The sequence below is a fragment of the Nonomuraea sp. NPDC048901 genome, from assembly GCF_040649695.1.
In the GTDB taxonomy this organism is placed as follows: Bacteria; Actinomycetota; Actinomycetes; order Streptosporangiales; family Streptosporangiaceae; genus Nonomuraea.
On sequence record NZ_JBEZFW010000016.1, the window covers coordinates 135,719 to 155,701 of the forward strand.

Annotated in this window: 19 protein-coding genes; 18 read left to right on the forward strand and 1 reads right to left on the reverse strand. The window is 67.8% G+C overall.

Features of this window, described 5'->3' with window-relative positions; all coding sequences use genetic code 11:
* Positions 1-5: 5 nt before the first annotated feature.
* The 18 genes from AB0C30_RS42155 (at position 6) to AB0C30_RS42240 (ending at position 18,963) form a co-directional block, all read left to right on the forward strand.
* The gene (locus AB0C30_RS42155) at positions 6-722 is read left to right on the forward strand and encodes a demethylmenaquinone methyltransferase (protein ID WP_357954679.1); all 717 of its coding nucleotides are present in this window, start codon (positions 6-8) and stop codon (positions 720-722) included.
* 335 nt (positions 723-1,057) lie between these two features.
* A complete protein-coding gene (locus AB0C30_RS42160; RefSeq protein ID WP_357955000.1) occupies positions 1,058-1,138 on the forward strand; it encodes a DUF397 domain-containing protein in 81 nt (26 codons plus the stop codon).
* 192 nt (positions 1,139-1,330) lie between these two features.
* On the forward strand, positions 1,331-2,584 hold the full coding sequence (locus tag AB0C30_RS42165; RefSeq protein ID WP_357954681.1) for a geranylgeranyl reductase family protein: 1,254 nt from the start codon (positions 1,331-1,333) through the stop codon (positions 2,582-2,584).
* A gap of 67 nt (positions 2,585-2,651) precedes the next feature.
* On the forward strand, positions 2,652-3,047 hold the full coding sequence (locus tag AB0C30_RS42170) for an NADH-quinone oxidoreductase subunit A (protein WP_214640645.1): 396 nt from the start codon (positions 2,652-2,654) through the stop codon (positions 3,045-3,047).
* Positions 3,048-3,049: 2 nt separating this feature from the next.
* A complete protein-coding gene (locus AB0C30_RS42175; protein ID WP_219529166.1) occupies positions 3,050-3,601 on the forward strand; it encodes an NADH-quinone oxidoreductase subunit B in 552 nt (183 codons plus the stop codon).
* Positions 3,602-3,660: 59 nt separating this feature from the next.
* Entirely contained in the window at positions 3,661-4,293 is a 633-nt protein-coding gene (locus AB0C30_RS42180; protein ID WP_357955002.1) for an NADH-quinone oxidoreductase subunit C, read from the forward strand.
* A 43-nt stretch (positions 4,294-4,336) separates the two neighbouring features.
* Positions 4,337-5,662, forward strand: coding sequence for an NADH-quinone oxidoreductase subunit D (locus tag AB0C30_RS42185; RefSeq protein ID WP_357954683.1), 1,326 nt, complete (start codon positions 4,337-4,339; stop codon positions 5,660-5,662).
* The gene (gene nuoE / locus AB0C30_RS42190; RefSeq protein ID WP_357954685.1) at positions 5,659-6,315 is read left to right on the forward strand and encodes an NADH-quinone oxidoreductase subunit NuoE; all 657 of its coding nucleotides are present in this window, start codon (positions 5,659-5,661) and stop codon (positions 6,313-6,315) included. The genes AB0C30_RS42185 and nuoE overlap by 4 nt, the downstream gene beginning before the upstream one ends.
* Positions 6,312-7,601 carry an NADH-quinone oxidoreductase subunit NuoF gene (gene nuoF / locus AB0C30_RS42195; protein ID WP_219529170.1) on the forward strand — a complete coding sequence of 430 codons (1,290 nt, stop codon included), beginning with the start codon at positions 6,312-6,314 and terminating at the stop codon, positions 7,599-7,601. Before nuoE ends, nuoF begins: the two co-directional genes overlap by 4 nt.
* On the forward strand, positions 7,598-9,985 hold the full coding sequence (locus AB0C30_RS42200) for an NADH-quinone oxidoreductase subunit G (RefSeq protein WP_357954687.1): 2,388 nt from the start codon (positions 7,598-7,600) through the stop codon (positions 9,983-9,985). The genes nuoF and AB0C30_RS42200 overlap by 4 nt, the downstream gene beginning before the upstream one ends.
* Positions 9,982-11,337 carry an NADH-quinone oxidoreductase subunit NuoH gene (gene nuoH, locus AB0C30_RS42205; RefSeq protein WP_357954689.1) on the forward strand — a complete coding sequence of 452 codons (1,356 nt, stop codon included), beginning with the start codon at positions 9,982-9,984 and terminating at the stop codon, positions 11,335-11,337. The genes AB0C30_RS42200 and nuoH overlap by 4 nt, the downstream gene beginning before the upstream one ends.
* Positions 11,324-11,839, forward strand: a complete 516-nt coding sequence (gene nuoI / locus AB0C30_RS42210) for an NADH-quinone oxidoreductase subunit NuoI (RefSeq protein WP_357654965.1) — start codon at positions 11,324-11,326, stop codon at positions 11,837-11,839. The genes nuoH and nuoI overlap by 14 nt, the downstream gene beginning before the upstream one ends.
* The gene (locus AB0C30_RS42215) at positions 11,832-12,605 is read left to right on the forward strand and encodes an NADH-quinone oxidoreductase subunit J (protein ID WP_357954691.1); all 774 of its coding nucleotides are present in this window, start codon (positions 11,832-11,834) and stop codon (positions 12,603-12,605) included. Before nuoI ends, AB0C30_RS42215 begins: the two co-directional genes overlap by 8 nt.
* The gene (nuoK, locus tag AB0C30_RS42220) at positions 12,602-12,898 is read left to right on the forward strand and encodes an NADH-quinone oxidoreductase subunit NuoK (RefSeq protein ID WP_214640635.1); all 297 of its coding nucleotides are present in this window, start codon (positions 12,602-12,604) and stop codon (positions 12,896-12,898) included. Before AB0C30_RS42215 ends, nuoK begins: the two co-directional genes overlap by 4 nt.
* Before the next feature lie 51 nt (positions 12,899-12,949).
* A complete protein-coding gene (gene nuoL / locus AB0C30_RS42225) occupies positions 12,950-14,821 on the forward strand; it encodes an NADH-quinone oxidoreductase subunit L (protein ID WP_357955003.1) in 1,872 nt (623 codons plus the stop codon).
* Positions 14,821-16,380 (forward strand): NADH-quinone oxidoreductase subunit M, encoded by a 1,560-nt coding sequence (locus tag AB0C30_RS42230; protein WP_357954693.1) that lies wholly within the window; start codon positions 14,821-14,823, stop codon positions 16,378-16,380. Before nuoL ends, AB0C30_RS42230 begins: the two co-directional genes overlap by 1 nt.
* Complete coding sequence (nuoN, locus tag AB0C30_RS42235; protein ID WP_357954695.1) at positions 16,377-17,963, forward strand: NADH-quinone oxidoreductase subunit NuoN; 1,587 nt, start codon at positions 16,377-16,379, stop codon at positions 17,961-17,963. Before AB0C30_RS42230 ends, nuoN begins: the two co-directional genes overlap by 4 nt.
* 10 nt (positions 17,964-17,973) lie before the next feature.
* Positions 17,974-18,963, forward strand: coding sequence for a polyprenyl synthetase family protein (locus tag AB0C30_RS42240; protein WP_357954698.1), 990 nt, complete (start codon positions 17,974-17,976; stop codon positions 18,961-18,963).
* On the opposite strand, the gene rarD is transcribed toward AB0C30_RS42240, so the two are convergent.
* A complete protein-coding gene (gene rarD, locus AB0C30_RS42245; protein ID WP_357954701.1) occupies positions 18,931-19,857 on the reverse strand; it encodes an EamA family transporter RarD in 927 nt (308 codons plus the stop codon). The genes AB0C30_RS42240 and rarD overlap by 33 nt on opposite strands.
* Positions 19,858-19,983 lie beyond the last annotated feature (126 nt).

Consider the following 19,983-nt stretch of genomic DNA (forward strand, 5'->3'; position numbering starts at 1 on the left):
GGGCCATGACGCGTGCTCAGCTGGACAAGCAGCCGGATCAGGTCGCCGCGATGTTCGATCGCACGGCCCGGCGCTACGACTTGGTCAACGATGTGATCTCCCTGGGACAGGTGCGCTTCTGGCGCAAGGCGGTGGCCGCCGCCGTCGACGCCGGGCCCGGCGAGATCGTGCTCGACCTGGGGGCGGGCACCGGCACCTCCACCGACGCGTTCACCACGCTGGGCGCCCGCGCGATCGCCTCCGACTTCTCCCTCGGCATGCTGCGCACGGGCGTGCGCCGGCACGGCGGCAACGCGCTGAGCGGTGACGGAGTCCCGTTCATCGCGGGTGACGCGCTGCGGCTGCCGTTCGCCGACGACGCCTTCGACGCCGTGACGATCTCGGTGGCGCTGCGTAACGTGCACGACACCTCGCAGGCGCTGCGGGAGATGCTGCGCGTGACGCGGCCGGGCGGGCGGCTGGTGATCCTGGAGTTCTCGCACGTGAAGGTCAACGCCTTCGATCTGGTCTACCGCGAATATCTGATGAAGCTGCTGCCGCGAGTGGCCACGGTCTTCGGGTCCAATGACGACTCCTATGCCTATCTGGCCGAGTCGATCCGGGACTGGCCCGACCAGCCGACACTCGCGCGCACCATCCAGGAGGCCGGCTGGCAGCGGGTCGCCTGGCGCAATCTCACCATGGGCATCGTCGCGATCCACCGGGGATTCAAGCCCGCGTAAGCCCGTTCAGTGCTGCTCGATAGCCCGTTCTGTGCCGCGCGTAACCCCGTTCCGCGCGGCTCGATTAGGCGAGATGCCATTCACGCCGTCAAGTCCGCGATCCGGCCGGGGTTCCGTGTCCGGAGATATCGTTTATCGCGGGAATTATCCGTGGGGGCGGGCCGACCTACGGCGGGTTCGGCAACGCGGCGCTGGGCGAGGATGGTTCTCGACTAATTCCCGGCCGTACTGGTGTAGCGTTTTGCTTACGGAGCGTGACCGCACTGCTGTAACCCGCGTCACATTTCTCGCGATAGGCTCGGATATAACCGTGACGCTACGAAGGAGTCTGCCCGGTGGGCCCGATGCTCTGCTTCACGCCCGATGAGTGGCGCGCCTTCATCGAGGGTGTGCGCCGCCGCGAGTTCGCGGTCTGATCTCCTCGTGGCGACGACGCAGGGCCCTTCGTCTCGGACGGAGGGCTTTCGTTTGTGCGAAGACCGGCCCCCGACTGCCACTTTGTCCAAGAAAAGGGTTAGACTGCGGGCCGACAAGTTTGTGAAGGGGTTCACAAAGGAACGAAGGCGCCACACCCCGAGGCCTTCGAGCGTGTAGGACAGGACAGTCCAGTGACCGAGCCACCAGCCACACAGGCTGACGCCGATGTCATCGTCGTCGGCGCCGGTCCCGCCGGTTCCGCAACCGCTTTTTACCTCGCTCAGGCCGGCCTCGACGTGCTGCTCCTGGAGAAGACCAGGTTCCCCCGGGAGAAGGTCTGCGGCGACGGCCTGACCCCCCGAGCGGTCAAGCAGCTGCTCAACATGGGCGTCGACATTGACGCGCCCGGCTGGATCAGGAACAAGGGCCTGCGGGTCGTGGGGGGCGGGCACCGCTTCGAGCTCGACTGGCCGCAGCTGGAGCGCTTCCCCGACTTCGGCCTCGTGCGCACGCGCAAGGACTTCGACCAGATCGTCGCCGCCAACGCCGTCAAGGCCGGGGCGCGGCTGATGGAAGGCGTGAACGTCACCGGGCCTGTCCTCGACGACCGCAGCGGGCACGTGGTCGGAGTGACGACCAAGGACGGGCCGACCTACCGCAGCCGTCTGGTGGTGGCCGCCGACGGCAACAGCACCCGGCTGGCCCTGGGGATGGGACTCCACAAGCGTGAGGACCGCCCGATGGGCGTGGCCGTACGCACCTACTTCGAGAGCCCGCGTCACGACGACGACTACCTGGAGACGTGGCTGGAGCTGTGGGACGACAACACGCTGCTGCCCGGCTACGGCTGGGTGTTCGGCGTGGGCGACGGCACCGCGAACGTCGGACTGGGCCTGCTCAACACCAGCGACCAGTTCAAGAACATCGACTACCGCGACCTGCTCAAGCGGTGGTGCAAGGCGATGCCCGCCGAGTGGGGCTTCACCGAGGAGAACATGCGGGGCCCGATCCGCGGCGCCGCGCTCCCGATGGCCTTCAACCGCCAGCCTCACTACACCCGCGGCCTCGTCCTCGTCGGTGACTCCGGCGGCGCGATCAACCCGTTCAACGGCGAGGGCATCGCCTACGCCATGGAGACCGGCGAGATCGCCGCCGAGACCATCGTCAAGGCGCTGCGCCAGACCACCCCCGCGCAACAGGAACGCATCCTGCGCACCTATCCTCAGGTGTTGAAGGACGCCTACGGCGGATATTTCACGCTTGGCAGGTGGTTCGTCCAGGCGATTGGGAAGCCGGGAGTCATGAGCTTCGGAACGCGGCATGGGTTGCCACACCCGAGGCTGATGCGCTTCGCGCTCAAACTCCTTGGTAATCTCACCGACCGGCGAGGGGATGCGTCGGACAAGATCATCAATGCACTCTCGAAGGTCGCGCCACCAGCATGAACCTCAGACTCACCCATAGATCAGGCTGCGCGCCCGCGCGCGTGGCGACTCCAGAGGAGGCGTAGCGATGGACCTTTACGTGCCCATCCTGGTGCTCGCCGTTCTCGCGGGGGGCTTCGCGATCTTCTCGGTCGCCATCGCTCCCTTCACCGGTCCCAAGCGCTGGAACCGCGCCAAGCTTGACGCCTACGAATGCGGCATCGAGCCGACGCCCCAGCCGGTCGGTGGCGGACGGTTCCCGCTGAAATACATGATCACCGCGATGCTCTTCATCGTGTTCGACATCGAGATCATTTTCCTTTACCCCTGGGCAGTCTCCTTCGCGCCGCTGAAGAACGACGCGGGCAGCGTGCTCTCCTCGGGCCTCGGGGTGTTCGCGCTTGTCGAGATGCTGCTGTTCATCGTCACCGTGCTCGTCGCCTACGCGTACGTGTGGCGCCGCAAGGGTCTGGACTGGGACTAGAAATGGGACTTGAAGAGAAACTCCCCAGCGGGTTCATCCTCAGCACGGTCGAACAGGCCGCCGGCTGGGCGCGCAAGAACTCCGTATGGCCGGCCACATTCGGCCTCGCCTGTTGCGCCATCGAGCTGATGGCCACCGGCGGCCCCCACTACGACCTGGCGCGCTTCGGCATGGAGCGCGCTTCGGCGTCTCCCCGGCAGGCCGACCTGATGATCGTCGCCGGCCGCGTGTCGCAGAAGATGGCTCCCGTCCTGCGGCAGATCTACGACCAGATGGCCGAGCCCAAGTGGGTCATCTCGATGGGCGTGTGCGCCTCAAGCGGCGGCATGTTCAACAACTACGCCATCGTGCAGGGCGTGGACCACATCGTCCCGGTCGACATCTACCTGCCCGGCTGCCCGCCGCGGCCGGAGATGCTGATCGACGCGATCGTGAAGCTGCACGACAAGATCCAGAACATGAAGTTCGGCGCCCACCGCGCCAAGCAGATCGACGAGCTCGAACTGCAGGCGCTGCGTACGCTGCCGCTGATCGACCAGGGGGCCGCGAAGTGACCTCGCCCGACAACCTCCCCGAGGTCCCCTCCGCCGAGGTCCCCGAGGTTCCGGCGGTCGTGGAGCCGCCCGTCGCCCGGCGCGGCATGTTCGGCACGACCGACTCGGGTGACACCTCCGGCTACGGCGGTCTCGTCGTACGGCGGGCCCCTCAGCTGTCCACGTCCCGCCCCTACGGCGGCTACTTCGACGAGCTGGTCGACACGCTGGCCCTCGACGACGCCATCGAGCGCGTGGTCGTGGACCGGGGCGAGCTCACCCTGCACGTGAAGCGGGAGCGGCTCGTCGAGGTCTGCCAGAAGCTCCGTGACGAACCGGCCCTGCGCTTCGAGCTCTCGCTCGGCGTCTCCGGGGTGCACTACCCGCACCTGAAGGGTGAGGAGCTGCACGCGGTCATCCACCTCTGCTCGATCACCCACAACCGGCGCGTCCGCGTCGAGGTGAGCGCCCCCGACGAGGACCCGCACATCCCCTCGACCGTCGGCGTCTTCCCGGGCCACGACTGGCACGAGCGCGAGGCGTACGACTTCTTCGGGATCGTCTTCGACGGCCACCCCGGCCTGACCCGCATCATGATGCCGGACGACTGGGAAGGTCACCCGCAGCGCAAGGACTACCCGCTCGGCGGCATCCCGGTCGAATACCGCGGCGCCACGATCCCCGCGCCCGACCAGAGGAGGTCGTACGCGTGAGCGTCATCGAGCTGGGCGTAGACGAACTAAGTGAGGTTCACTCGTGAGCACCGGATATGACGAGGCGACCGAGGGCAAGGTCTACTCGGTCACCGGCGCGGACTGGGACGAGGTCGTCAGCGGCGTCCGTGAGTCCGACGACGAGCGGCTGGTCATCAACATGGGCCCGCAGCACCCGTCCACGCACGGCGTGCTGAGGCTGGTCCTGACCCTCGACGGTGAGACGGTCACCGAGGCGCGTGGCGTCATCGGCTACCTGCACACCGGCATCGAGAAGAACCTCGAATACCGGACGTGGACGCAGGGCACCACGTTCGTCACCCGCATGGACTACCTCTCGCCGATCTTCAACGAGACCGCCTACTGCCTGGGCGTCGAGAAGCTGCTTGGCATCGAGGACCGCGTCCCGGACCGGGCGCAGGCCATCCGCGTGATGATGATGGAGCTCAACCGGATCTCCTCGCACCTGGTGGCGATGGGCACGTTCGGCATGGAGCTCGGCGCGACCACGCCCTTCCTGTTCGGCTACCGCGACCGCGAGCTGATCATGGACCTGTTCGAGTACATCACCGGGCTGCGCATGAACCACGCCTACGTCCGCCCCGGCGGTGTCAGCGTGGACCTGCCGGCGGGTGCGGTCGACAAGATCGGCGAGTTCCTCAAGATCATGCCACAGCGGATCAAGGACATCCGCAAGCTGCTCGACGAGAACCCGGTCTATCTGCGCCGCACCAAGGACGTGGGCTACCTCGACCTGACCGGCTGCATGGCCCTGGGCATCACCGGGCCGATCCTCCGCTCGGCCGGACTGCCGTGGGACCTGCGCAAGTCGCAGCCCTACTGCGGCTACGAGACCTACGACTTCGAGGTGGCGACCGAGCGCGGCTGTGACGTGTTCTCCCGCTACCTGGTCCGGATGCGGGAGATGGAGGAGTCGCTCAAGATCGTCGAGCAGGCTCTCGACCGCATCGCCGGGCCGCTCAAGGGCGACCCCGTGATGATCGAGGACAAGAAGATCGGCTGGCCCGCGCAGCTCGCGCTGGGCCCCGACGGCTTCGGCAACTCGCCCGATCACATCGCGCACATCATGGGCAGCTCCATGGAAGCCCTCATCCACCACTTCAAGCTGGTGACCGAGGGATTCCGGGTGCCGGCCGGGCAGGCGTACGCCTCGATCGAGTCGCCCAAGGGCGAGCTCGGCGCGCACGTGGTGAGCGACGGCGGCACCCGCCCCTACCGCGTCCACTTCCGCGAGCCGTCCTTCTGCAACCTGCAGGGCTTCCCCGCCATGGCGGAGGGCGGCCAGGTCGCGGACGTGATCGCCGCGGTGGCATCTATCGACCCCGTCATGGGAGGTGTGGACCGGTGACTTACTCACCGGAAGTCCGAGAGCGTCTCGAACGAGACGCCAAGGAGATCATCGGACGCTATCCGAAGACGCGGTCGGCACTGCTGCCGCTGCTCCACCTCGTGCAGTCCGAAGACGGTCACGTCTCCGACGACGGGCAGGAGTTCTGCGCGGAGATGCTGGGCCTCAGCAAGGCGGAGGTCGTCGGCGTCGCGACGTTCTACACCATGTACAAGCGCAAGCCGGCCGGTGACTACCACGTCGGCGTCTGCATCAACGCGCTGTGCGCCGTCATGGGCGGCGACCAGATCTGGGAAGAGCTGTCGGAGCACACCGGCGTCGGCCACGAGGAGACCACCGCCGACGGCAAGGTCTCGCTCGAGCGCCTCGAGTGCAACGCGGCCTGCGACTTCGCCCCGGTCATGATGGTCAACTGGGAGTTCTTCGACAACCAGACGCCAGAGTCGGCCAAGCAGCTCGTCGACGACCTGCGCGACGGCAAGGACGTCCGGCCGACCAGGGGGCCGAAGAAGCTCTGCACCTTCAAGGAGGCCTCGCGGGTGCTCGCGGGCCTGCCCGACGACCTGGCGGGCGACGGCCCGTCGGCCGCGGGCCCCTCGCTGGAGGGCCTCAAGGTCGCCAAGGCCAACGGATGGAAGGCCCCAGAGGCATGAGCACGACTCTCACCCCGGTCCTGACCGCGAACTGGGACCAGGCCAACTCCTTCACCCTCGCCGGCTACGGCGAGTATGAGGCGGCCAAGAAGGCGCTGGGGATGGACCCCGACGCGGTCATCCAGGCCGTCAAGGACTCGGGCCTGCGCGGCCGCGGCGGCGCGGGCTTCCCGACCGGCATGAAGTGGGGCTTCATCCCCCAGGGTGACGGCAAGCCGCACTATCTCGTCGTCAACGCCGACGAGTCGGAGCCGGGCACCTGCAAGGACATCCCGCTGATGATGGCCAACCCGCACTCGCTGGTCGAGGGCGTCATCATCACCGCCTACGCGATCCGGGCCAACCACGCCTTCATCTACGTACGGGGCGAGGTGCTGCACGTCATCCGGCGGCTGCACGCGGCCGTGCGCGAGGCGTACGAGAAGGGCTACCTCGGCACCGACATCCTCGGCTCCGGCTACGACCTCGAACTCGTCGTGCACAGCGGCGCCGGGGCGTACATCTGTGGCGAGGAGACGGCGCTGCTCGACTCGCTCGAAGGCTTCAGAGGTCAACCGCGGCTCAAGCCCCCGTTCCCGGCCGTGGCGGGCCTGTATGCCTCGCCTACTGTTGTGAACAACGTGGAGTCTGTGGCCAGTGTTCCCTCAATTGTGACCAACGGGGCCGACTGGTTCGCCGGGATGGGCACCGAGAAGTCCAAGGGCTTCGGCATCTTCTCGCTGAGCGGCCACGTCACCCGGCCCGGCCAGTACGAGGCGCCGCTCGGCATCACGCTGCGCGAGCTGCTCGACATGGCGGGCGGGATCCGCGAGGGCCACGAGATCAAGTTCTGGACCCCGGGCGGCTCGTCCACCCCGATCTTCACCGACGAGCACCTGGACGTGCCGCTCGACTTCGAGTCGGTCGGCGCCAAGGGCTCCATGCTCGGCACCCGCGCGTTGCAGATCTTCGACGAGACGACCTGCGTGGTCCGTACGGTGCTGCGCTGGACGGAGTTCTACGCCCACGAGTCGTGCGGCAAGTGCACGCCGTGCCGCGAGGGCACCTACTGGCTCAAGCAGGTGCTCAAGCGCCTGGAGAAGGGCCAGGGCACCGAGGAGGACCTGTCCACGATCACCGACATCGCGGACAACATCCTGGGCCGCTCGTTCTGCGCGCTCGGTGACGGCGCGACGAGCCCGATCCACTCCTCGGTGAAGTACTTCCGCGACGAGTACCTCAAGCACTTCGAGGTCGGCGGCTGCCCGTTCGACGCGAAGAAGTCCACTCTCTGGGGTGACCAGTGACAACAACCGCCGTAGAGACCAACCTGGTGACCCTCAGCATCGACGGGTTCCAGGTCAGCGTCCCGAAGGGCACCCTGATCATCAGGGCGGCAGAGCTGCTGGGCATCCAGATCCCGCGCTTCTGCGACCACCCGCTGCTCGACCCGGCGGCCAACTGCCGCCAGTGCCTGGTCGACATCCCCGACGCCGGCAACGGCCGCGGCTTCCCCAAGCCGCAGCCGTCCTGCGCGATCGAGGTCGCCGAGGGCATGGTGGTGCAGACCCAGCTCACCTCGCCGGTCGCCGAGAAGGCGCAGCGCGGGGCGATGGAGCTGCTGCTCATGAACCACCCGCTGGACTGCCCGGTCTGCGACAAGGGCGGCGAGTGCCCCCTGCAGAACCAGGCGATGTCCAACGGCCAGGGCGAGTCCAGGTTCCAGGAGCAGAAGCGGACCTTCCCCAAGCCGCTGCCGCTGTCCTCGCAGGTGCTGCTCGACCGTGAGCGCTGCGTCCAGTGCGCCCGCTGCATCCGCTTCTCCGACCAGATCGCCGGCGACCCGTTCATCGACTTCTTCGAGCGCGGGGCCAAGGAGCAGGTGGGTGTCGCCGACGGCAAGCCGTTCGACTCCTACTTCTCCGGTAACACGGTGCAGATCTGCCCGGTCGGCGCGCTGACCGGTGCCGCCTACCGGTTCCGGGCCAGGCCGTTCGACCTGGTCTCCACGCCGAGCGCGTGCGAGCACTGCGCCTCCGGCTGCAGCCTGCGCACCGACCACCGGCGCGGCCGGGTCACCCGCCGCCTGGCCGGCAACGACCCGCAGGTCAACGAGGAATGGAACTGCGACAAGGGCCGCTGGGCGTTCTCCTACGCCACGCAGCCCGACCGGCTCAAGACGCCGCTGGTACGCAACGAGGACGGCGTGCTCGAACCCGCCTCGTGGCCCGAGGCGCTCAGCGTCGCGGCCCGCGGCCTGGCCGCCGCGCGCGGCAGGGCCGGGGTGCTGGTGGGCGGCCGGGTCACGGTCGAGGACGCCTACGCCTACGCCAAGTTCGCCCGGGTCGCCCTCGGCAGCAACGACATCGATTTCCGCGCCAGGCCGCACTCCGCCGAGGAGGCGCAGTTCCTGGCCCACGCCGTGGCCGGCAGGGGCATCGAGGTTTCCTACAGTGACCTCGAGAGCGCCCCTGCCGTGCTGCTCGTCGGGTTCGAGCCCGAGGACGAGTCGCCGATCGTCTTCCTGCGCCTGCGCAAGGCGTGGATGAAGAAGGGCCTGAAGGTCACGGCGATCGCTCCGTTCGCCACCAACGGCCTGGCCAAGATGGGCGGCACGCTCATCCGCACCGCGCCGGGCGCGGAGGCCGACGCGATCGGCGAGCTGGTCGGCTCGCTGGCCGAGGGCACGATCGTGCTCGCCGGTGAGCGGCTGGCCACTGTTCCGGGTGCCCTGTCCGCCCTCGTACGCCTCAGCACCGCGTCGGGCGCCAAGCTCGCCTGGGTTCCGCGCAGGGCCGGCGAGCGGGGCGCGATCGAGGCGGGCGCGCTGCCGAACCTGCTGCCCATCGGCCGCCCGGTCGGCGACGAGATCGCCAGGGCCGAGGTCGCCAGGGCGTGGAACGTCGGCTCGCTGCCCGACGCGCCGGGTCGCGACACCACGGGCATGCTCCTCGCGGCGCTGGAGGGCAAGCTCGACGCGCTGGTCGTGGCCGGTGTCGACCCCTACGACCTGGCCGATCCCGCCGCGGCGCTGGCCGCGCTGGAGAACACCCCGTTCATCGTCAGCCTGGAGATCCGCGCCAGCGCGGTCACCGACCGGGCCGACGTGGTCCTGCCGGTCGCCGCCGTGCAGGAGAAGGGCGGCACGTTCGTCAACTGGGAGGGCAGGGGCCGCTCGTTCGGGGCCCCGCTCAGGGTGCCCGGCCTGCAGAGCGACCTGGCCGTGATCAGCAACCTGGCCGACCGGATGGACGTCCACCTGGGCCTGCCCGACGCCGCGGCCGCCCGCCGCGAGCTGAGCGCGATGGGCTCCTGGCGCGGCACGCGCGTCGCCGCCCCCAGCACCGCCACCCGCTCGCAGCTCGCGCCGCGGACCGGCGAGGCGCTGCTGGCCAGCTGGCACCTGCTGCTCGACGACGGCCGCCTGCAGGACGGCGAGCCGTACCTCGCGGGCACCGCCCGGCCGGCCGAAGCGCTGGTCTCGGAGGCCACCGCAGCGGAGATCGGCGTCGTCGACGGCGGCAAGCTGGTCGTCGGCGGTCAAGGACCCAACGCGGTCACGTTGCCGGTGCGCGTCGCCGACCTGCCGGACCGGGTGGTCTGGGTGCCGGCGAACTCCGGCGGCTGCTCGGTCACGCGCGATCTCGGCGCGGCGGCCGGCGACATCGTCACGATCGGGAGCGCCTCATGATCCCTGTTCTCCTGACTGATCCGACTCTTGCCGATTTCGGCAAGGATCCGCTCTGGATCACCATCATCAAGGCAGTGATGCTGTTCGCCTTCCTGATGCTCTGCATCCTGTTCGGCGTCTGGTTCGAACGGAAGCTGATCTCCAGGATGCAGAACCGCTTCGGCCCCAACCGGGCGGGCAAGTTCGGCCTGCTCCAGTCGGTGGCCGACGGCATCAAGATGGGCCTGAAGGAAGACCTCTTCCCGCGGACCGTCGACAAGCTGCTCTACCTGATGGCCCCGGTCATCATGGTGATCCCGGCCTTCCTGGCCTTCTCGATCACCCCGTTCGGGCCGATGGTCAACCTGTTCGGCGTGCGGACGCCGCTGCAGCTGGTCGACCTGCCGGTGGCCGTGCTGTTCATGCTGGCCATGGGTGCCATCTCGGTCTACGGCGTGGTGCTGGCCGGCTGGTCGTCGCGCTCGCCGTACGCGCTGCTGGGCGGGCTCCGGTCGGCGGCGCAGGTGGTCTCGTACGAGATCGCGATGGGTCTGTCGTTCGTCGGCGTGTTCCTGTTCGCGGGGACGCTGTCGACATCGGAGATCGTCAAGTCGCAGGCGACCGGCGGCGAGCTGTGGGGCATGTCGATGCCCTCCTGGTACGTCGTCCTGCTGCTGCCGTCGTTCCTGATCTACGTGTTCTGCGCCTTCGGTGAGGCCGCGCGTATCCCGTTCGACCTGCCCGAGGGCGAGGGCGAGCTGGTCGGCGGCTTCCAGACCGAGTACTCCTCGTCGCTGAAGTTCGCGCTGATCATGATGGGCGAATACCTGCACACCTTCGTCGCCTCGGCGATGGCCATCACGCTGTTCCTCGGCGGCTGGCGGGCACCGTTCCCGATCACGTGGTTCTGGGCCGGCGCGAACGAGGGCTGGTGGCCGCTGCTGTGGTTCTTCGTCAAGTTCGTGCTGGTCTTCTGCTTCGTGGTGTGGGTGCGGGCCTCGCTGCCGCGCGTCCGCTACGACCAGCTCATGTCGCTGGGGTGGAAGGTTCTCATCCCGGTCAACCTGGCGTGGATCATGCTGGTCGCCACGATCCGGACCGTCATGTACGTCAAGAACGGCGAAGCCGGCTTCCAGGGCAGCCTGGCACCCGTCATGGTGGTCGCGGTGGTCGTCATCGTCGGCGCGCTCGCCATCTGGGCCCGGTTCGACACCGTGAACCAGCGCCGCAAGGAAGCGAAGAAGGCGGAGGTCGAGGCGGAGTTCGAGGAGCTGTCCAACGAGCCAACGGCCGGTGGCTTCCCTGTGCCGCCGCTCGACCTGCCGCACTACCACGGGGTGCAGCACAAGGAGATTCCCAGTGGGACTAACTGATTGGCTGAACCCCGTCAAGGGCTTCGGGGTCACCTTCCACACGATGTTCAAGAAGCCCGTCACGGTGAACTACCCGGAGGAGAAGAGGCCTACGGCGCCTCGCTTCCACGGGCGGCACCAGCTCAACCGCTGGCCTGACGGGCTGGAGAAGTGCGTCGGCTGCGAGCTGTGCGCCTGGGCGTGCCCGGCCGACGCCATCTACGTGGAAGGTGCCGACAACACCGACGCGGAGCGCTTCTCGCCGGGTGAGCGTTACGGCCGCACCTACCAGATCAACTATCTGCGGTGCATTCTCTGCGGTCTGTGCATCGAGGCGTGCCCGACCCGGGCCCTCACGATGACCAACGAGTACGAGCTGGCCGACACCAACCGCGAGAGCCTCATCTTCACCAAGGAGATGCTTCTCGCGCCCCTGACCCAGGGGATGGAGCAGCCTCCGCACCCCATGCGGCTCGGGGACACCGAAGAGGACTACTACCGGCTGGGACGGACCAATGGGTGAGACCATTACCTTCTGGGTGCTCGCCGTCGTATCCGTCGGTGCGGCACTCGGCATGGTGTTCAACCGGAAGGCCGTCTACTCGGCGCTGATGCTCGGCACCGTGATGCTCTGCCTCGCGGTCCTCTACGCGGTGCAGGACGCGCCCTTCCTGGCCGCGGTGCAGATCATCGTCTACACCGGCGCCGTCATGATGCTCTTCCTGTTCGTGCTCATGCTGGTCGGCGTCGACTCGTCCGACTCGCTGGTGGAGACGCTGCGGGGCCAGCGCTTCTGGGCCGCGATCGCCGCCGTGGGCTTCGCCGCGCTGGTCATCCTGGCCATCGGCAACGCCGTCTTCGCCAAGGAGGCCGGGCTGGCCTCGGCGATCGGGCAGGCCGGTTACATCCGCTCGCTGGCGCTGCTGCTCTTCACGAAGTACGTCTTCGCCTTCGAGATCACCTCGGCGCTGCTGATCACCGCCGCGCTCGGTGCGATGGTGCTGGCACACCGCGAGCGGCTGACCGTACGGCCTTCGCAGAAGGACCTGTCCCGCGCCCGGTTCCTCGGCGATCGCCCGTCGCCGCTGCCCGGACCCGGCACCTACGCCAGGAGCAACGCCATCGACATGCCGGCGCTGCTGCCCGACGGCTCGGTCGCGGAGAGCTCGGTCAACCGCTACATCGCGCGGTTCGACGTCGAGCAGGGTCATCTGCCCGAGGATCCGAAGCTCGCCGAGGCCATCAAGCACAGGGCCGCCGTCGAGTCGGCTGAGGAGGAGTCCAAGTGACCACCCATTACCTCGTCCTGTCGGGCCTGCTGTTCGCCATCGGCGCGATGGGCGTGCTGATCCGGCGCAACGCGATCGTGGTGTTCATGTGCGTCGAGCTCATGCTCAACGCCTGCAACCTCGCGTTCGTCGCCTTCGCCAGGCAGAACGGCAACCTCGAGGGCCAGATCATCGCGTTCTTCGTGATGGTGGTGGCCGCGGCCGAGGTCGTGGTCGGCCTGGCCATCATCGTGACGATCTTCCGAACCCGCAGGTCCGCGTCGGTAGACGACGCCAACCTGCTGAAGTACTAGAGGTGACTGGTGGAATCTCCTGCTGAGATCGTCCAGCACACCGCCGGCGGCATGATCGGGGCCTCTTGGCTGATGATCGCCTTCCCGTTGCTGGGTGCGGCGATCCTGCTGATCCTCGGACGCATGACGAACCGGTGGGGCCATCTGCTGGGCGTGGCCATGTCCCTCGCCTCGTTCGTCGTGGCGGTGCTGACCTTCTTCGAGCTCATCGGCCTACCGGAAGAACAGCGCCGTCAGGCCGTACATCTGTATGAGTTCATTCCCGGCATGGTCGACATGGGGTTGCTGATCGACCCGCTGTCGATCAGCTTCGCGCTGCTGATCACGGGTGTCGGATCGCTGATCCACATCTACTCGATCGGCTACATGTCGCACGATGCCGAGCGGCGCCGGTTCTTCTCCTATCTGAACCTCTTCGTCGCCGCGATGCTCCTGCTGGTGCTGGCCGACAACTACGTCGGGCTGTTCATCGGCTGGGAGGGCGTGGGCCTGGCCTCGTACCTGCTCATCGGGTTCTGGCAGTTCAAGCCCTCTGCGGCGGTCGCGGCCAAGAAGGCGTTCGTCGTCAACCGCGTCGGTGACTTCGGCCTGCTGGTCGGGATGTTCATCATCCTGGCCACGTTCCACACGCTGACCTTCAGCGACTTGGGCGCGCAGATCGCCAAGAGCCCGCCGTCCGGCGGCGCGATCACCGCGATCGGCCTGCTACTGCTCCTCGGCGCCTGCGGTAAGTCGGCGCAGCTCCCGCTGCAGTCGTGGTTGCTGGACGCGATGGAGGGCCCGACCCCGGTCTCGGCCCTCATCCACGCCGCGACCATGGTCACCGCCGGGGTCTACCTGGTGGTCCGCTCCGGTGCGTTCTTCTTCCCGCCGGACTCGGCGCAGGCGCTCGCAGTCTCGATCGTCGGCGCGGCCACGCTGCTGGCCGGTGCCATCATCGGTTGCGCGAAGGACGACATCAAGAAGGGCCTGGCCGGCTCGACGATGTCGCAGATCGGCTACATGATGCTCGGCGCGGGCCTCGGCCCGGCGGGCTACGCCTTCGCGATCGGGCACCTGATCACGCACGGCTTCTTCAAGGCCGACATGTTCCTTGGTGCCGGTTCGGTCATGCATGGCATGAACGACGAAGTGAACATGCGGAAGTACGGCGGGCTGCGCAAGTACATGCCGGTGACCTTCGTGACGTTCTTCATCGGCTACCTGGCGATCATCGGGTTCCCGCTGCTGTCCGGATATTTCACGAAGGACGGCATCATCGAGACCGCCGTGGAACACAACCAGGTGCTTGGCTGGCTGGCCGTGCTGGGGGCGGGCATCACCGGCTTCTACATGTCGCGGATGGTCTTCATGACCTTCTTCGGGGAGAAGCGCTGGGAGAAGGATGCGCACCCGCACGAGTCGCCAGCCGTCATGACCTGGCCGCTGATCATCCTGTCGATCGGCTCGATCTTCCTGGGTGGCTACCTGATCCTCAGCAACACGCTGATGAAGTTCTTGGGTCCGGCCGTGGGTCTGCCCGAGGAGCTGCCGACCTTCCACTGGACCAGCGTCCCCGGTCTCGCCACGCTGGCGCTGGTCGCTGTCGGGGCGGGCTTCGCGTGGGTCAGGTACGGCAGGGCCGAGGTGCCCGCCGTGGCGCCGCGCGGTTCCTTCCTCACCACGTTCGCCCGTCGTGACCTCTACGGCGACGCGCTCAACGAGTCCCTGTTCATGCGCCCCGGCCAGTGGCTGACCCGCTTCGCGGTGTACTTCGACAACCGCGGCATCGACGGGCTGGTCAACGGCCTGGCGGCGGGCATCGGCGGGACCTCGGGGCGTCTCAGGCGGATCCAGACGGGCTTCGCCAGATCCTACGCGCTGTCCATCCTGTTCGGTGCTGCCCTCCTGGCAGGCGCCCTGCTCCTCGTTGGGAACATCTGATGTCACCCTGGCTCCCGATACTCATGGCGGTGCCCGTCCTGGGCGCCATCGTGGTGGCCCTGCTTCCCAAGGGCAGTGACAAGCTGGCCAAGCAGGCCACGCTGCTGGTGTCCCTGGTCGTGCTGGCGCTGACGCTCGTGATGGCGGTCCAGTTCAAGACGGGCGGCCCCAGGTTCCAGTTCCAGGCGGTCTACGACTGGATCCCGAGCTTCGGCGTGAAGTTCGGGGTCGGCGTCGACGGCATCGCGCTCGTACTGATCGCGCTGTCGGCGGTGCTGGTGCCGATCGTGGTGCTCGCCTCCTGGCACGACGCCGACGGCACGCAGAGCGCCGACGGCACGCTGATCACCCCGAAGCGGTCGGTCAAGACGTACTTCTCGCTGCTGCTGGTGCTGGAAGCGATGATGATCGGCGTCTTCGCGGCGACCGACATCTTCCTGTTCTATGTCTTCTTCGAAGCCATGCTGATCCCGATGTACTTCATGATCGGGTCGTACGGCGGCGTGCAGCGGTCGTACGCGGCCGTCAAGTTCCTGCTGTACTCGCTGTTCGGCGGCCTGCTCATGCTGGTCGCGGTCATCGCGCTGTACGTGGTCGCGGGCAAGGGCACGTTCATGTTCCCCGAGCTCGTCGGCGTCATCCAGGACCCCGCGACGCAGAAGTGGCTGTTCGCCGGCTTCTTCATCGCCTTCGCGATCAAGGCGCCGCTCTGGCCGGTGCACACCTGGCTGCCCGACGCGGCCGCGCAGGCTCCGGCCGGCGCCGCCGTGCTGCTCGTGGGCGTGCTCGACAAGGTCGGTACGTTCGGCATGCTCCGCTTCTGCCTGGAGCTGTTCCCCGACGCGGCCAAGGCGTTCACGATGCCGATCGTGGTCCTCGCGGTCATCAGCATCATCTACGGCGCGATCGTGGCCATCGGGCAGACCGACATGAAGCGGCTCATCGCCTACACGTCGATCTCGCACTTCGGCTTCATCGTGATGGGCGTGTTCGCCATGTCGCAGGTGTCGCAGTCCGGTGCCGCGCTCTACATGGTCAACCACGGCTTCGCCACCGGCGCGCTGTTCCTGGCCGCCGGGTTCCTCATCGCCCGGCGCGGCTCGCCGCACATCGCCGACTACGGAGGCGTCCAGAAGGTCGCCCCGCTGCTCGCGGGCTTCTTCCTGATCGCCGGTCTGGCCGGGCTCTCGCTGCCGGGGCTGTCGTCGTTCGTCAGCGAGTTCATGGTGATGATCGGCACCTACACCAGCTCTGCCTTCGGGTCCGGCGCGCTCGCGGTCGCGGCGATCGTCTCCGCGCTGGCCGTGATCCTGGCCGCCGTCTACATCCTGTGGATGGTGCAGCGGGCGCTCAACGGGCCGACCGCCGAGCCGGTGAAGGCCTTCAAGGACCTGAACGTGCGCGAGATCGTCGTCCTGGCGCCGCTCATCGCGCTGATCATCGGCTTCGGCTTCTTCCCCAAGCCGCTGCTCGACGTGATCAACCCCACGGTCACCCAGACGCTGGTCAACGTGAAAGTGGACAACCCGGCTATCGCTGAGAAGGGGGCCGGCCAGTGAACGACGCTGTCGTGGCGCCGACCATCGAATACGGCACGCTGGCGCCGATGCTGCTGGTCTTCGGCGCGGCCGTCGTCGGTGTGCTCGTAGAGGCGTTCGCGCCGCGCTACATGCGCAAGTCGATCCACGTACCCCTCACCCTGCTGTCCCTGGCCGGCGCGTTCGCGCTGGTCATCGTGCAGGTGCTCAAGGGCGCCGTGCCGACGGCGCCGGTCGCCATGGGCGCGGTCGCGGTCGACGGACCCTCGCTGTTCATCTGGGGCGTCATCCTCGTCCTGTCGTTCGTCTGCGTGCTGATGATCAACGACGAGGGCCACTTCGTCGCCTCGGCGGCGGCCGTGCCCGGCAGCGCCGACGAGGAGGAGGCCGAGGCCGCCGGTGGCTCGCACACCGAGGTCTACCCGCTGGTCCTGTTCGCGGTGGGCGGCATGCTGCTCTTCCCCGCCTCGCACGACCTGCTGACCATGTTCGTCGGCCTTGAGGTCATGTCGCTGCCGCTGTACCTGCTGTGCGGCCTGGCCCGCCGGCGCCGCCTGCTGTCGCAGGAGGCGTCGATGAAGTACTTCCTGCTCGGCGCGTTCTCCTCGGCCTTCTTCCTGTACGGCACGGCCATGATCTACGGCTACGCCGGGACCGTGTCGTTCACCGGCATCAACAAGGCTCTGGCCACCGGCTCGCTGCTCGACCCGATCCTGCTGCTCGGAGTCTCGCTGCTCGGCGTCGGCCTGCTGTTCAAGATCGGCGCGGCGCCGTTCCAGGCGTGGAAGCCGGACGTCTACCAGGGCGCTCCGACGCCCATCACCGCGCTCATGGCCTCCGGCACGCTGGTCGCGGCCGTGGGCGCCGTGCTGCGGGTGTTCTGGGTGGCGCTGGGCAACCTGGACTGGGACTGGCGTCCGGTCATGTGGGCCGTGGCGGCTCTGACGATGGTGGTCGGCGCGATCCTGGCGATCACGCAGACCGACATCAAGCGCATGCTGGCCTACTCCTCGATCGCGCACGCGGGCTTCCTGCTGATCGGCGTCATGGCCACGTTCGACAAGAGCGCGCAGAACGCCAAGTCGCTGTCGGCGATCATGTTCTACCTGCTCGTCTACAGCATCACTACGGTCGGCGCCTTCGCGGTGGTCACGATGGTCCGCGACCCCGGCGGCGAGGCGGGCCACCTGTCGCGCTGGGCCGGGCTGGGCAAGCGCTCGCCGATCCTGGCGGGCATCTTCGCGTTCTTCCTGCTGGCCTTCGCCGGCATCCCGCTGACCAGCGGCTTCTTCGGCAAGTACGCCGTGTTCGCCGCCGCGCTGGCCAGTGGGTCCGAGGCCGGTGACTCGCTCGGGGGCTGGATGACCGGGCTGGTCGTGCTGGGCGTCGTCGCCTCCGCGATCGCCGCGTTCTTCTACGTGCGCGTCATCGTCCTGATGTTCTTCAGCGACCCGGCGGCCGACGGCCCCTCGATCGCGGTGCCCAGTATGGGGACCGTGGCCGTCATCGCCATCGCGCTGCTGATTACGGTAGGAGTCGGGCTCTTCCCGCAGCCCATGCTCGACCTCGCCAACCAGGCTGCATCCGGCCTGTTCATCAGATAAGGGGATCTGTATGTCCGCGCCTCCCGTGGTTGACCTTCCCATTGAGGACGAACGGTTGGCGCAGGACGTGGCCAACGGACTGGCCGCCGTCGAGAAGCTGCTGCGTTCGTCGGTGGAGAGCGAGGACGCCTTCGTCACGGAGGCGTCCAAGCACCTCATCGAGGCCGGGGGCAAGCGCTTCCGTACGCTGATGGTGCTGCTGGCGGCCCAGTTCGGGGATCCGTCGGCGCCGGGTGTCGTGCCCGGCGCCGTGGTCATCGAGCTGACCCATCTCGGGTCGCTCTACCACGACGACGTCATGGACGAGGCTCCGGTACGCCGGGGCTCGCCGTCGGCCAACGCCCGGTGGGACAACACCGTGGCCATCCTCACCGGTGACTACCTGTTCGCCCAGGCGTCCGACCTCCTGGCCGACCTCGGGCCGGAGCTCATCCGCGTACAGGCCCAGACCTTCTCCCGCCTCGTGCAGGGTCAGATCCGCGAGACCATCGGGCCGCGCGGCGAAGAGGACCCGGTGGCGCACTACATCAGCGTGCTCGCGGACAAGACCGGGTCTCTGATCGCGGCCTCCGGCCGGTTCGGGGCGCTGCTGTCCGGGGCGCCTTCCGACGTCGAAGAGCGGCTGAGTCGGGCGTGCGAGGCCGTCGGGGTGGCCTGGCAGCTGGGGGACGACCTGCTCGACGTGGCGTCCACCTCGACGGAGTCGGGCAAGACGCCGGGGACGGATCTTCGGGAGGGTATCCGGACGCTGCCGGTCCTCTACGCTCTGGCCTCGGACCCGTCCTCGCGGCTGGCGGAGTTGCTGTCGGGGCCGGTGGCCGAGTCGGACCTGGACGAGGCGCTGACGCTGCTGCGGGCGCACCCGGCCATGGGACAGGCGCGGGCCGAGCTGGATGCCTGGGTGAACCGGGCTCGTACCGACCTTTCCAGCCTCCCAGACATCCCCGCCAAGAACGCATTTTTGGCGCTATGTGACTACGTTGTCGAGCGTTCTGGGTGATCTCCTGATCGCGGCCCGTGTGGCGCGGGCCGTACGGATGCTGTCGTAGGTGAAGACGGCCAGGGCCAGCCACACGATCGAGAACCCGATCCAGCGGCTGGCCGGCATCGTCTCCTTCGCGACCAGCACCCCGCACAGGAACTGCAGGACCGGCGCGATGTACTGAAGCAGGCCGATCGTGCTGAGCGGCACCCGGATGGCGGCGGCGGTGAAGCACAGCAGCGGCACCGCCGTGATCACGCCCGCCCCGACCAGGAGCGCCGCGTGGCCGAGCCCCTCGGTTCCGAACGTGGACTGCCCGGTCAGGCTGAGATAGAGGATGTAGCCCAGCGCGGGGGTGAGCAGCACCAGGGTCTCGACGGTGAGGCTCTCGGCCGCGCCCACGTTCGCCTGCTTCTTGACCAGCCCGTACAGACCGAAGCTGACGGCCAGCGCGAGCGCGATCCACGGCGGCCGGCCGTAGTCGATGGTCAGCACGAGCACGGCGAGTGTCCCGAACCCCACCGCCACCCACTGCAGCCGCCTGAGGCGCTCCTTGAGCAGCACAACCCCGAACAACACGCTGATCAGCGGATTGATGAAGTACCCCAGGGCGCTCTCGACCACCTGACCGGCGTTGACGGCATAGATGTACACGCCCCAGTTGACGGTGACGATCACGGCGGCCAGCGTCAGCAGCGCGAGCTTCCTGGGCTCCTTGAGCAGCTCTCTCATCCAGGACCAGTGGCGCCGCACGGCCAGCACCACCAGGACCGCGACCAGTGACCAGGCCATGCGGTGCGCGAGGATCTCAACGGCTCCTGACGGCTTGAGCAGCGGCCAGTACAGGGGGAACAATCCCCACATCGTGTAGGCGGCAGCCCCGAACAGCACACCGCGCCTCAGGTCAGGCATGTAGTCCAGTTTCAGGCATTACCACCTTTAAACACAAATGCGTATTGCTGTACGGAAATATGTAGGACTGCTAAAAGGTAGCGGGGCTGTCCGGGGGTGGCTCGGTGGGTTGGCTGTTCGGCGGCG